The sequence below is a fragment of the Microbacterium testaceum StLB037 genome, assembly GCF_900104345.1.
GTDB lineage: Bacteria > Actinomycetota > Actinomycetes > Actinomycetales > Microbacteriaceae > Microbacterium > Microbacterium testaceum_A.
Genome location: NZ_FNJN01000008.1, coordinates 224,972 through 238,375, shown reverse-complemented (window position 1 = coordinate 238,375; position 13,404 = coordinate 224,972). Strand labels below are relative to the sequence as shown.

Below are 13,404 nucleotides of genomic sequence, written 5' to 3'. Positions count from 1 at the left end.
TAGTAATACGTGAAGCTGACCGGTACTAATAAGCCGATGACTTGATAACACACCTGTTTTTGGTGCTTGCGTCCACTGAGTGGTTCTCGATGTACGGTCGGGAACTCAACAATGATCATGTCGTTGTTGGTTTTTGAAACATCAATAGTGTTTCGGCGGCCATAGCGAGAGGGAAACGCCCGGTTACATTCCGAACCCGGAAGCTAAGCCTCTCAGCGCCGATGGTACTGCAGGGGGGACCCTGTGGGAGAGTAGGACACCGCCGGACTTCTTTTAGTCGAAATGGCCACCCAAAGTTGGGTGGCCATTTCGCATTTACGGGCACAATCCCCCGGTGATCGACCCCGGTCGACCGCCCGGGGATTGGGTTTCAGCGCCGGTGCCCACACCACCCAGAAACTGGAGCCTGTGGGCACCGGCGCTTCGCCGTACCCCGGCGTATCGATGGGGACGACCCCGGGTCTACGCTGACGGCACCGAGAAGGGACGCCGTCATGCTCTACACACACCTGGGGGTCGAGCCCCGGATCCACCCCGATGCCACCATCGCCCCCACGGCGGTGATCAGCGGCGACGTGAGGATAGGCGCCGGATGCCAAGTTCTCCACGGTGCGGTGATCACGTCCGAGGGGAGCCCCGTCGTCCTCGGCGACGACTCCATCGTGATGGAGAACGCCCTCGTGCGCGCGAGCTCGGCGCACGCCGTCCACGTCGGTGCCCACACCCTGATCGGCCCGATGGCGAGCATCGCGGGCGCCGACATCGGCGAAGAGGTCTTTCTCGCGACGGGTACGCGCATCTTCAACGGCGCGGTGGTGGGCGATCGCAGCGAAGTGCGGATCAACGCCGTCGTGCACGTGCGCACCCTGCTGCCCCCGGACACCGTCGTCCCGATCGCCTGGGTGGCCGTGGGGGATCCCCTGCAGATCCTCCCTCCCGACCGGCACGAGGAGATCTGGGCCGCACAGAAGGAACTCGACTTCCCGGGTTACGTCTTCGCCTTGGATCGGCAGACGCCCGATCTCATGGTGCAGCTCACGGAACGCTACGGTCGAAGCTTGTCGCGGCACCGGACGGACCGACGCGTCGACCACGAGACCGTCGACATCACGAAAGACGCGCCGCCCCTCTGAGAGAGGAGCGGCGCGCCGTATCGGTCCTGAACGTCAGCCGGTGTTCTGCAGACCGGCGGCCACTCCGCTCACCGACAGCAGCAGGAGGCGCTGGTGTTCGGCATCCGGAGTCGGGTTGTCGGAGTCCGCATCCCGCAGCGCGCGCAGAGCCCGGAGCTGCAGAAGCGAGAGCGCGTCGACGTAGGGACTGCGCATCTTGACGGCGCGCTGGAGGATGGGCTTGTTGCCCAGCAGGTCGCCTCCGGTGATGCGCTCGACCCAGGATCGGGTGAGGAGCATCTCGTCCATCACGAGCTGCGCGAGGTCGTCGCGGTCGCCGAGGGCCAGGTAGCGGCGGGCAATGCGCTCGTCGGCCTTGGCGAGGCTCATGGCGACGTTGTCGATCATCGTGCGGAACAGCGGCCACTGCTCGTACGCGTCGCGCAGACGCTGCTCGTCGCCCACAGCGTCGAGGGCGGTGCCCAGACCGAACCAGCCGGCGAGGTTGATGCGCGCCTGCGTCCACGAGAACACCCACGGGATGGCGCGGAGGTCCTCGAGCGATTCGACCGACAGACCGCGTCGCGCGGGACGCGAACCGAGCGCCAGATGTCCGAGTTCTTCCATCGGGGTGACCGTGGCGAACCACGGTGCGAAGCCCGGAGCCTTGACGAGGGCGAAGAACCGCTCGCGAGAAGCGACGTCCATCGTGCTCGCCACGTCGGCGAACGCCTCGGCGGCGCCACGATTACGACGTTCGATCGAGGGGGAGGATGCCGTGAGAACGGCGGCCGCCACCTGATCGATGTGACGCATGGCGATGTCCGCGTCGCCGTACCGAGCGAAGATGACCTCGCCCTGCTCGGTGAGCTTGAACCGGCCGTCCACCGAGTGGGGCGGCTGCGCGAGGATCGCGGAGTTGGCGGGCCCACCGCCGCGGCCCAGGGCCCCGCCGCGACCGTGGAACAGCGTCAGTTCGATGCCCTCGGCCTGGGCCCACGTGGAGATCTCGGCTTGGGCCTCGTAGAGGGCGAGGTTCGCCGCGACCGGGCCGACGTCCTTCGACGAGTCGGAGTAGCCGAGCATGACCTCGAGGCGGCGACCCGTGGCATCCAGTCGGCTCACGAACGAGGGGTGCGACACGATCTCGGCCAGGATGCCGGGAGCCGCCTGCAGGTCGGCGAAGGTCTCGAACAGCGGGATGACATCGAGCACCGGAAGCGTCTCGCCCGGGCCCATCGCGTACGAGGCGAGCTCGTGCACGTTGGCGAGGTCTTCGGCCGACTGTGTGAAAGAGACGATGTAGCGTCCGGCGGCGCGCGGTCCGAAGCGTTCCTGCACGTACGCGATCGAGCGGAAGACCTCGAGGACCTCGTCAGTCTGCTCGCTCCGGGCTCCGCCGGCGCGCAGCTCGTCGAGGACCTTGCGGTGCACGGCGGAGTGCTGACGCACCTCGAGCTCGGTCAGGTGGAAGCCGTAGGTCTCGACCTGCCACACGAGACGCTGCAGGGCGCCGTAGGCCTGACGAGCGGCACCCGCCGCCACCAGCGAATCCTGCACGGTGCGCAGGTCGGCGAGCAGGTGCTCGGGGTCGCGGTACGCGAGGTCGGCGTTGCGGGTACGGGTCGCCGCGATCTTGCGGGCGAGCAGCAGCAGGATCCGCCGGTGCGGCTCATCGGGGGAGCGCTCGGCGATCTCGGCCGCAGCGTCCTCGTCTGCGGCGCGCAAGCGGTGCCACAGCGCGACGAGAGCGTCGCTGGGCGGGGTGCTCTCGGCATCCAGGGTCAAACCGCGCCCCACGCGCTGGGTCGTGCGCTCGAGCCCGAGGAGCACGTGCTCGCTCGCGATCGCGGCGGCCTTGCGGGTGACGGATGCCGTGACGAAGGGGTTTCCGTCACGGTCGCCGCCGACCCACGAGCCGACGCGCACGAACGGCTTGACGATCGGCGCGCGGGATCCGGCGTTCTCGCCCTGCAGGATGTCGTCGATGCGGCGGTAGACGCGCGGGACCGCGGTGTAGAGCGTCTCATCGAACACGGACATGACGGAGCGGACCTCGTCGACGGGCGACGGCTTCTCACGCCGTAGAGGGGCGGTGCGCCAGAGCGTGTCGATCTCTTCGAGCATGCGACGCTCGGCACGACGGCTCTCGGTGCCACCCGCGGAGGCGTCGTCGTGCTCCGACAGCAGCTCGGAAAGACGTCGGATGCTGGTCGATATCGCGCGGCGGCGGGCCTCGGTGGGGTGCGCGGTGAAGACCGGGTGGAAGCGGAGCGCCTGGAGGCGTGCGAGCGCCGTCTCTTCGCCGACCTCGCTCGAGAGCCGCTCGAAAGCGCTCGCGATCGTGTCGGGGGTGCCGCTGCGCGAGGGATGATCGCCACGCTCGCGCAGCACGCGGACGCGCTGGTGCTCCTCGACGAGGTTCACGAGATGGAAGTAGGCCGTGAAGGCCCGGGCCACCTCGTCCGCCCGCTCGATCGAGAAGCCGTCGGCGATCGCGGCCGCCCGTTCGAACGCCTCGGGCGTCTCGTCGGTGTAGGCCTGGATCGTCGCCGATCGCAGTCGCTCGACGTCGTCGTACAGGCCGGGGGAGCCGCTCTCCTGAAGGACGCGGCCCAAGAGCGATCCCAGCAGGCGCACATCGGCACGCATCTGTTCGGGGAGCTCCTGGCCGGCTTCGAAGCGGCCCACGAGGTCGATGGCCTCGGTCGGGGTCAGTTCACGCACACGCCCCAGATTATCGGCGTCGAGGAGGCATCGATTCACGTGTAACGGCATGCGACGGTCCGGCGGGTCGAACACCGGACAATCTTCGGCCGCGCCCGGGTGTCACCGCAGTGATTCGGGGCGCGGGGGCTCGGCATCCCGAAATCTCCGGCGTACGGCACGGGCGGGCGCCGCACGCCTCGGGGCGAGGGATACTCGTGGCGAGCGGACCGCCGGGCCCGCCGAAGGAGGAACCGTGAGCGACGACGCCCTGCGGGAGGCCGCCGACACCATGCGAACCGTGCGCGCGCGCTGCGCCTGGACGCGGACCATCGACCACCGCGATCTCGTGCCGTACCTCGTCGAAGAGAGTGCCGAGGTCATCGACGCCGTCGAGTCCGGCACGCGCAGCGACCTGCGCGAGGAGCTCGGCGACCTGCTCTGGCAGGTCCTGTTCCATGCCGAGATCGCCGCGGGCGATGTCGACGATCCCTTCGACATCGACGACGTCGCCCGGGGACTCACCGAGAAGATGGTGCGGCGGCATCCGCATGTGTTCGCGGATGCCGTGGCCACCACACCCGAAGAGGTGCTGGTGCACTGGAATGCGGCCAAGGCCGCCGAGAAGAGCACGCGCACCAGCGTGCTCGACGGGGTCAGCGACCACATGCCCGCTCTCGCGCTCGCGCAGAAGGTGATGGGGAAGGCCGCGCAGGTCGGTGTCTGCGCGCCGACGCATCACCTGGCCGACCCCGCGACCGAAGCGGAGCTCGGCGACGCGCTGCTGACCCTCGTGCATCTGGCGCGCTCGCGCGGCTGGGACGCCGAGCGCGCCCTGCGCGAACGCGTGCGCGACCTGCGGACCGAGGTGCGTGAGGCGGAGGCGGGCCCGCGATGACGGGCTCCGCGCGAGCGCACACGGTCCGGTGCGGCCGGAGCGGGTGATCTCGACCGCCGGCGGGCGACGCGCCGGACGACGGACCGCCCGCGCCGCTCTGGAAGAATGGGGCCGTGGCATCCGTGAACCCGCCGCGCGGCATGCGCGACTTCCTCCCCGCTGACAAGGCCCGTCGCGAGCGCGTGCTCGCCGTCATCCGCGAGCGTTACCGCGCCCACGGCTTCGACGAGATCGAGACCCCCGTCATGGAGGACTACGACCGCCTGCACGCCGGGATCGGCGGCGACAACGAGAAGCTGTCGTTCAGCATCCTCAAGCGGGGGATGGATGCCGAGGGCATCCGCAGCGCCGCCGACGACCCTGCCGCGCTGGCCGACCTGGGCCTGCGCTACGACCTCACCGTGCCCCTCGCCCGGTTCTACGCCACGCACCGCGCACAGCTTCCGACGGTGTTCCGCTCGATCCAGATCGCCCCGGTCTGGCGCGCCGAGCGCCCGCAGAAGGGGCGTTACCGCCAGTTCATGCAGTGCGACATCGACATCATCGGCGACGCCTCGGCGCGTGCCGAGGCCGAACTGATGACCGCGAGCCTCGATGTCCTCGACGCGCTGGGTCTCGAGGGCGGGTCGATCCGCGTCAACGACCGGCGCGCCCTCGACGCGATGCTCGACGTCTTCGGCTTCGCGCCCGATGAGCGCCCGGGTGTGCTCATCACGATCGACAAGCTCGACAAGGTCGGCCCCTCGGGGGTGGTGGAAGAGCTCCGCGGACGCGGGGTGAACGCCTCGGCCGTCGACGCCTTCGCCGCCTACCTGGAGCGGCCCGCGGCCGAGCCGTCGTTCGACGAGCCCGGCATCCGCGCGGCGCTGCCCGACGGCATCCCGGACGAGGTCGTCGCGCACCTCGTCGATCTCGGCGACACGGTGGCCGCCGCGCGCGGGGGAGCCGTTCCCCTGGTCTTCGACCCGTTCCTCGTGCGGGGCATGGGCTACTACACGGGCACGATCTTCGAGCTCGCCCACCCGAGCGTCGACTACTCGCTCGGCGGCGGCGGCCGGTACGACGGCATGATCGGGCGCTTCCTCGGCCAGCAGGTTCCGGCCGTGGGCTTCTCGATCGGGTTCGAGCGCATCGTCGACCTGCTGCCGGCCACCGACGCCGACGGCGAGCGCGCGATCGTCCTCGTCCACGATCGCGACGTGCCGTTCGCGCGACTGCTCGCACTGAAGACGGCGCTCATCGCCGACGGCGCGCGCGTGCGCGTGGAGCAACGCGCGAAGAACATGAAAGCGCTGCTCGAGCGTTCCGCGGCGGACGGCTACGCCTCGTTCGCGAGCGTGAACGCCGACACGACCCCCGAGACCCTCGAGGTCAAACCGCTCGCCTGACGCCGACGGGAGGGGATGCCGGCCACCGCTGCCGTGCCCCGACCCACGGCGCGCGGGTCGGGGTCACGCCACCGCGCTGATGAGGGCTTCGGCAGGGTTCTCCGCGGCGAGGCGTTCCAGGCGAACCGCGGTCTCGGCATCGCGCGGAGAGAACCACACCACGCGCGAGCCCAGACCGTCGTCGATCCAGAGACTGGACATCTCGAGATGGAGTTCGCCCACGCGGGCGTGGACGAGGTGCTTGTTTGCGTTGCGTTCTCCTCCGACGTCGCCGAGCCGCCACAGTTCGGCGAAGCGCGGGGACTCCTCCTCGAGTTCGGCGACGAAACGCTGCCAGGAGGGTTCCTCGTGGTGGCGGCCGTACGCGGCGCGCAGGCGCGCGGCGATCCTCCGCTGGGCGTGGTCGAGGTCGACGTGCGAACGCTGCCACTCGGAATCGGTGAACAGCAGAACGGCGCAATTGCGTCGCTCGGCGGGCATCTCGTCGAGGTCGTCGAAGAGATACCGGTACGCGCGGTTGTAGGCGCGGATGTCGAAACGCGCGGTCTGGACCGCGGCCGGGTAGGGGAGGAGCTTCTCGAGCAGGTCGAGATGGGTGGCTCCGACGCACAGCCGCGCCTCGCGGTCGGGCACCGGCAGGTCGGCGAGGGCGAACAGGTGGTCTCGTTCGTCATCGCTCAGCCGGAGTGCTCGCGCGATCGCGGCGACGACCTGGGCGGAGGCCGCGATCGGACGCCCCTGCTCGAGCCAGGTGTACCAGGTCAGCCCCACCCCGGCGAGCTGTGCGACCTCTTCGCGGCGCAGGCCAGCGACGCGGCGTCGTATCCCCTCGGGAAGCCCCACGTCGGAGGGGCGGAGGCGCGCTCGTCTACTGCGGAGGAACCCCGCGAATTCGGCGCGCACATCGTCGGATCGAGTCATGGCATCCCTCCCTCTCCGGCGATCATAGGACGGGCTTCCATCATCGCGACGTCGGAGGGGAGTGGTGCCACTACCAGGATGAGCGCACTCCTGGTACCAGGATGCGACGGCCCGCATGCTGGCACCATGACGACTTCCGCACACCCCGGCACCGCGACCGCTCCGGTGCCCATCCGCCCCGGCGCTTCCGCCGAGGTGCCCACGTGGCGCTACCTCGGATTCCTCCTGGGGCCCGGGGTGGGGACCTTCGCCTTCAACGCGGTGACCGTGATCCTGCCGACTCTCCGTGAGCGGTTCGGGGCGGGGGACGTCGCCCTCGAGCTCGTGATCGCGGGGTACGGCATCCCGTTCGCCGTGCTCCTCATCCTGGGCGGCCGACTGGGCGATCGCTTCGGGCGGCACCGTCTCTACGTCGTCGGGATGGGGTTCTTCCTCATCTCGGCGATCGCCTGCGCCCTCGCACCGTCGATCGAGACGCTCATCGCCGCCCGCATCGTGCAGGGAGTCGGAGCGGCGCTCTGCACACCCCAGGTGCTCGCGACGATCCAGGCGACATCGCAGGGCGCGGCGCGCACCCGCGCGATCGCCGCGTTCGGGGCGAGCGGCGGCATCGGCGCCGCCGTCGGCCAGGTCGCGGGAGGGGCACTGGCAGCCTTGTCTTTCGGGCCGGTCGAGGGATGGCGCGCGGTCTTCGTGGTCGTCGCGCTGATCGCCGTCGCCGCGATCTCGCTCGCCCCTCTGGCACCTCGCTCCCGCGCGCACGAGGTCGTCGCGATCGACCTGGTGGGCACGGCGGCACTCGGCCTCGGCATCCTGGCTGTCTCGGTGGCGCTGACCTTCGGTCCGGTCTGGAGCTGGTCGTGGCCCGTGGCGGTCGCGCTGGTCGTCGCGGCGGTGTCTCTGGGGGCGATGTGGATGCACCAGAACGCGATCGAACGCTCGGGCCGGGTTCCCCTGCTGCCGCCCAGCGTGCTGCGACTGCGGCCCCTGCAGCTGGGCCTGGCCGCCGCGGCGCTCTTCTTCGCCGGGTACTCGGCCCTGCTCTACGTCTTCCCGCGCGCGGTCGAGGCCGGAGGGCTGTCGTCACTCGAGGCCGGGATGGCTCTCTTGCCGTTCGCCGTCGTGTTCGCTGCGATGTCGCTGGCCGTCGCTCGCATCCAGGCCAAGATCGGGGACTCGACCCTCGTGCTCGGCGTCTCGATGCAGATCGTCGCGCTCGTCGCAATGGCGGTGACGCTCGTCTTCGGGTGGGGGCACGACATCGGCCTCTGGCTGCAGCCCGCTCTCGTCGTGCTCGGGGCGGGGCAGGCGCTCATCTTCTCGCCGCTCACCCAGCTCGTGGTGCGCGAGGTGCCCGTCGAGGCTGCCGGCCTGTCGGGCGGGATGTTCAGCACCGCGCAGCAGCTCGCCCTCTCGTTCGGTGTGATCGTCATCGGAGGAATCGTGACGCTCACCGGCGTCGCCGGCCGCACCGAGCTGCTCGCGGGGCTCGCCCTCGACATCGTGCTGGCGGTGGCCGTGCTCGCTCTCGCCGTGGCCCTGCGCGCGCGGAGCCGGTCGGCGGCGCGGTGAGTCGCGGCATCCCGTCTGAATGGTGTTCACGGGATGCCGGGAGCCCGACGTCTCCCCATCGTCACGGCGCGTCCACCGCTCGTTCACCGCGGGCGGGTGTCATCGGAGGATGCGAACGCGTCGACCGGTGACCCTGACCGCGGCGTCGGTCGTCGCGCTCGCCGGCGCCGGGGCCGTGGGGCTGCGGACCCTCATCTCCCGTCAGGCGGCGATCGCCCGGCGCCGCATCGGCAAGCCCCTCGGCGAGCAGGCGCTCGACGCCGACCGCGTCTGGCGCCGCAAGAAGCACCCGGGCGAGCCGGTCGAGCTGCTCGTGCTCGGCGACTCGATCGCCGCGGGTCTCGGCGCGGGACACCGTCGAGACACGCTCGGCGCGCGGCTGGCGAAGGGCATGGCCCGTGAGGCCGGGCGCCCGGTGCGGTTGCGGACCGCCGCGGTGGTGGGTTCGGAGACCTCGGCCCTGGCCGGTCAGGTCGCCGCGCTCCCGGAGGGGTACCGGCCGGATGCCGCGGTCATCGTCGTGGGCGGGAACGACGTGACGCACCGCATACCGGCGTCGCGCTCGGCGGAGCAGCTGGAGCAGGTCGTGCGCGAGTTGCGCGGGCGCGGGATACCTGTCGTCGTCGGCACGTGTCCCGACCTCGGGACCCTCCGGGCGATTCCGCAGCCGCTGCGCGCTCTCGCGGCCCGCTCGTCGCGGCAGCTGGCGTCGGCGCAGGCCGCGGCGGTCCACCGTGCCGGAGGGCGGGTTGTGGCCCTCGCGCGGGCGGTCGGCCCGGTGTTCGCCGAGCGACCCGACGAGATGTTCAGCGTGGACCGGTTCCACCCCAGCGCACTCGGGTACCGGCGGACGGCGGATGCGCTGCTCCCGGCGCTGCTCGCGGCTCTCGAACCGGTGCGTCGGCCCGGCGCGCGCGCCGGTGATGTGCCGGACCGCGCGAGCGAGCAGAACTCCTGAATCGCTGATCGGGCGAGCACTTCCCGCGCCGGATTCCTGCGGCTCAGGCGCCACGCGCGCCGAAACCTCAGGAGTTCGGTCCGCCCCCGATCCCCGGCGGACGCATAGCTCGCGGTTCTACCGTTCTTCCACGCCTCCCCTCGATGTCTTCCTCAGCACCTGGCGCGCCGATCCGATCACGCTCGGCGTGCTCTTCGTGGCATCCGCGGTCTACCTCTCGGGCGTTCGACGCGTCCGCCGACGCGGAGAGACCTGGCCCGTACTGCGCACGATCGGCTTCTTCGCGCTCGGGCTGCTGCCCTACGCGGTGATCGAGCTCGGCTTCCTCGGGGTGTACTCATCAGAGCTGCGGTGGGCGTTCTCGACGCGCGTCGCCCTGCTCATCTTCGCGGTCCCCGCCGGTGTCGCGGCCGGGCGCCCGCTCGACCTCGTCCCCTCGGGCATCCGCGAACGCTTCCTCGCGTCGAGGATCACGCGCGTCTTCGGCAACGCGATGGTCGCCACCGTCGTCATCGCCGCGGTCTTCTGCCTCTTCCTCACCCCGATCGCTGGCATCCTGCGCGTGAATCCGGTGGTCGAAGCCTCGCTCGGGATCGTCGTGCCCCTCGTCGGGCTCGCGATGGTGCTGCCGATGATGGCGCTCGGCGCGGTCCACACCGGCACCTTCATCGCGATCGAGTTCCTGCTCGCGTTCGTCGAGCTGCTGATCGACTCGGTGCCGGGTCTGCTGATGCGTCTGAACGACAATGTGCTGGATCTGATCCCGGATGCCACGCAGGCGGTGTCGTGGTGGCCCTCGCTGCTGCACGACCAGCACCTCGCGGGCGACATGATCTGGTTCATCGCCGAGTTCGCCGACGTGCCGATCCTCGTGATCCTCATGGTCCGGTGGATGCGCAGCGACCGGGTCGAGGCCAAGGGCTTCGACGAGCTCTCGGACGAGGAGTACGACGAGATGACGCGCGCCCACCTGCGCGGAGAGCGTTGACCCGCCGCTCGCACGCCGACAGGCTGGGGGAGTGCGCACCCACGAAGACGTCGACGCGTTCCTGACCGAGACCCTCATCGGGGCCGACCCCGCGGGAGAAGCCGCGCTCGCCGCCCAGCACGAGGCCGGACTGCCCGCGATCGAGGTGGCGCCGGTCAACGCGAAATTCCTGCACCTGCTCACGCGGATCGCCGGCGCGCGGCGAGTGCTCGAGGTCGGCACTCTCGGTGGGTACTCGACGATCTGGTTCGCCCGGGCCGTCGGCGAGACGGGACGGGTCGTCACCATCGAGGCGGAGCCGGCGAACGCCGAGATCGCCCGCGCCAACCTCGCGCGTGCGGGAGTCGCGGATCGCGTCGAGGTGCGCGTCGGCCGCGGAGCGGACGTGCTGCCGACCCTCGTCGACGAGGAGCCGTTCGACCTCGTCTTCATCGACGCCGACAAGGAATCGAACGAGACCTACCTCGACTGGGCCGCGCGCCTCGGCCGACCCGGCACGGTCGTGGTGCTCGACAACGTCGTGCGCGGGGGAGAGGTCGCCGACGCCGACACGCCCGACGGCAAGGTGCAAGGCGCTCGCCGCGGCATCCTGATGCTCGGCGCCGACCCCCGTTTCGACGCCACCGCCCTGCAGACCCTCGACCGAAAGGGGTGGGACGGGGTGGCGGTGGCGATCGTGGTGGATCCGACCGCGTCCTGACTCGGCCGCACGCCCGACGGACGGGGTCACTAGACTCGACCACGGACCGACGACGCTCCGCCCCCTCTCCACCCAAGAACCAACGAGGAGTCCTTCGTGGCACTTATCGAGGCTGTCAACGCGCGCGAGATCCTGGATTCGCGCGGTAACCCGACCGTCGAGGTGGAGGTGCTCCTCGACGACGGAATCGTCCAGCGGGCCGCCGTCCCCTCCGGCGCGTCCACCGGCGCGTTCGAGGCCTACGAGCTGCGCGACGGCGACAAGAGCCGCTACAGCGGCAAGGGCGTGCTGAAGGCCGTCGCCGCGGTCGTCGACGAGCTCGGCCCCGCCATCGAGGGCGTCGAGGCCAGCGAGCAGCGCATCATCGACGAGATCCTCATCGAGACCGACGGCACCGAGAACAAGTCGCGCACCGGCGCCAACGCCATCCTCGGCGTCTCGCTCGCCGTGGCCAAGGCCGCCGCCGACAGCGCCGACCTTCCCCTCTTCCGCTACCTCGGCGGACCCAACGCGCACCTGCTGCCCGTTCCGCTGTTCAACGTCATCAACGGTGGCGAGCACGCCGACAACGGCATCGACTTCCAGGAGTTCTTCCTGGCCCCCATCGGCGCCGAGACCTACGGCGAGTCGCTGCGCTGGGGCACCGAGGTCTACCACGTCCTCAAGGGCGAGCTGAAGTCGGCCGGCTACAACACCGGCCTGGGCGACGAGGGCGGCTTCGCCCCCGACCTGCCCAGCAACCGCGAGGGTCTCGACTTCCTGATCCGCGCGATCGAGAAGGCCGGGTTCACCCCCGGCACGGACATCGCCGTCGGCCTCGACGTCGCCGCCACCGAGTTCTACAAGGACGGCGTCTACACGGTCGAGGGCAAGGAGTGGAGCGTCGACACGCTCGTCGACTACTTCGCCGACCTCGTCGCGAACTTCCCGATCGTCACGATCGAGGACGCCCTCGCCGAGGACGACTGGGACGGCTGGAAGAAGCTGACGGATGCCATCGGCTCCAAGGTCCAGCTCGTCGGTGACGACCTGTTCGTCACCAACCCGAAGCGCCTGCAGCAGGGCATCGACCTCGGCGTCGCCAACTCGCTGCTGGTCAAGGTCAACCAGATCGGCACGCTGTCCGAGACGCTCGACGCGATCTCGCTGGCCACCCGCTCGGGCTACACCTCGATGCTGTCGCACCGCTCAGGCGAGACCGAGGACACCACCATCGCCGACCTCGCCGTCGCGGTCAACGCCGGCCAGATCAAGACCGGCGCCCCGGCACGTAGCGAGCGCGTCGCGAAGTACAACCAGCTGCTCCGCATCGAAGAAGACCTCGGCACCGCCGCGGTCTTCGCGGGCCGCTCGGCGTTCCCCCGCTTCATGGGCTGATCGACCGACCATCGAGGAGGGGGAGCCGCACGGTTCCCCCTCCTTCGTCGTTTTCGCTGGACGGATGCCGAGCACCCGGCGCGTCCCCAGGGGCCCCCGGGCCGGCGACGTAGACTCACTCGCGGCCCGAATCCCGGGCGGGATGACGACGGAAAGGATGCCGTGGAGCGACCGACACTGCCGCCCCGCCGTCCCGCGGCATCCGAGGCTCCGACGTCGCGTTCCAAGGCGTCGAAGAGCTCGGCGAAGGCGCCCGCGCGTCCCGTGCGACAGCCCGTGCGCCCCTCGGCCGAGGAACGCCGCGTCGACGTGCGCGAGTGGCTCGGGCGGGTGCGCATCTCGGGCTTCGTCGTGATCATGCTGGGCCTGGTCGTGCTCGGGACCTTCGTGCTCGTCCCGACGGTAGGGACGTACATGGATCAGCGTCAGCAGATCCAGGCGTTGCGGAGCGCTGTGCAGCTGAGCAAGTCCGAGGTCGCCGACCTGCAGACCCAGCGCGATCGATGGTCGGACCCCGCGTACATCCGGACGCAGGCGCGCGAGCGGCTCGGGTACACCTTCCCCGGCGAGGTCGTCTACCTCATCGACAACGACCTCCCCGCCTCGGCGACACCGCAGGAGCAGGACGACGTCAGCGGAGACGTGGGGCAGACCCGTACCGACTGGATGGCGCAGCTCGTCCGCTCGGTCACCTCGTCGGGCGCCGCGCAGGTCGCCGTCCCCGACATCACGATCGGCGTCCCGGACCCGACTCCCGCGCCCGACGCCCCGGCCGGCTGAGCGG

11 protein-coding genes and 1 rRNA gene are annotated in these 13,404 nt (G+C 70.4%); 10 read left to right on the top strand and 2 right to left on the bottom strand.

Going from position 1 to position 13,404, the window contains the following annotated elements; all coding sequences use genetic code 11:
- Positions 1-151: 151 nt before the first annotated feature.
- Positions 152-268: ribosomal RNA gene (gene rrf / locus BLS25_RS16395) — 5S ribosomal RNA — on the top strand.
- A gap of 226 nt (positions 269-494) precedes the next feature.
- Positions 495-1,133, top strand: a complete 639-nt coding sequence (locus tag BLS25_RS16390; protein ID WP_074697094.1) for a gamma carbonic anhydrase family protein — start codon at positions 495-497, stop codon at positions 1,131-1,133.
- 33 nt (positions 1,134-1,166) lie between these two features.
- On the opposite strand, the gene BLS25_RS16385 is transcribed toward BLS25_RS16390, so the two are convergent.
- Complete coding sequence (locus BLS25_RS16385) at positions 1,167-3,839, bottom strand: phosphoenolpyruvate carboxylase (protein WP_074697092.1); 2,673 nt, start codon at positions 3,837-3,839, stop codon at positions 1,167-1,169.
- Between the two features lie 271 nt (positions 3,840-4,110).
- On the opposite strand from BLS25_RS16385, the gene BLS25_RS16380 reads away from it, so the two are divergent.
- Entirely contained in the window at positions 4,111-4,716 is a 606-nt protein-coding gene (locus BLS25_RS16380) for a nucleoside triphosphate pyrophosphohydrolase (protein ID WP_143017996.1), read from the top strand.
- Between the two features lie 140 nt (positions 4,717-4,856).
- Positions 4,857-6,104 carry a histidine--tRNA ligase gene (gene hisS / locus BLS25_RS16375; RefSeq protein ID WP_218128185.1) on the top strand — a complete coding sequence of 416 codons (1,248 nt, stop codon included), beginning with the start codon at positions 4,857-4,859 and terminating at the stop codon, positions 6,102-6,104.
- A gap of 63 nt (positions 6,105-6,167) precedes the next feature.
- Here hisS and BLS25_RS16370 read toward each other — a convergent pair whose 3' ends face one another.
- Positions 6,168-7,025, bottom strand: a complete 858-nt coding sequence (locus BLS25_RS16370) for a helix-turn-helix transcriptional regulator (RefSeq protein ID WP_056229963.1) — start codon at positions 7,023-7,025, stop codon at positions 6,168-6,170.
- Between the two features lie 126 nt (positions 7,026-7,151).
- Between BLS25_RS16370 and BLS25_RS16365 the strand changes: the two genes are divergently transcribed.
- The 6 genes from BLS25_RS16365 to BLS25_RS16340 all read left to right on the top strand — a co-directional run bounded on the left by BLS25_RS16365 (position 7,152) and on the right by BLS25_RS16340 (position 13,400).
- Positions 7,152-8,597, top strand: a complete 1,446-nt coding sequence (locus BLS25_RS16365) for an MFS transporter (protein WP_074697087.1) — start codon at positions 7,152-7,154, stop codon at positions 8,595-8,597.
- Between the two features lie 109 nt (positions 8,598-8,706).
- The gene (locus BLS25_RS16360) at positions 8,707-9,555 is read left to right on the top strand and encodes an SGNH/GDSL hydrolase family protein (RefSeq protein WP_074697085.1); all 849 of its coding nucleotides are present in this window, start codon (positions 8,707-8,709) and stop codon (positions 9,553-9,555) included.
- A 196-nt stretch (positions 9,556-9,751) separates the two neighbouring features.
- Positions 9,752-10,543 carry a cytochrome c oxidase assembly protein gene (locus tag BLS25_RS16355; protein WP_256335607.1) on the top strand — a complete coding sequence of 264 codons (792 nt, stop codon included), beginning with the start codon at positions 9,752-9,754 and terminating at the stop codon, positions 10,541-10,543.
- A 31-nt stretch (positions 10,544-10,574) separates the two neighbouring features.
- Positions 10,575-11,243: an O-methyltransferase gene (locus BLS25_RS16350; protein WP_056229976.1), complete on the top strand. Its 669-nt coding sequence runs from the start codon at positions 10,575-10,577 to the stop codon at positions 11,241-11,243.
- Positions 11,244-11,339: 96 nt separating this feature from the next.
- Entirely contained in the window at positions 11,340-12,620 is a 1,281-nt protein-coding gene (eno, locus tag BLS25_RS16345; protein ID WP_074697081.1) for a phosphopyruvate hydratase, read from the top strand.
- A 162-nt stretch (positions 12,621-12,782) separates the two neighbouring features.
- Positions 12,783-13,400 carry an FtsB family cell division protein gene (locus BLS25_RS16340; protein ID WP_235556995.1) on the top strand — a complete coding sequence of 206 codons (618 nt, stop codon included), beginning with the start codon at positions 12,783-12,785 and terminating at the stop codon, positions 13,398-13,400.
- Positions 13,401-13,404: the final 4 nt, after the last annotated feature.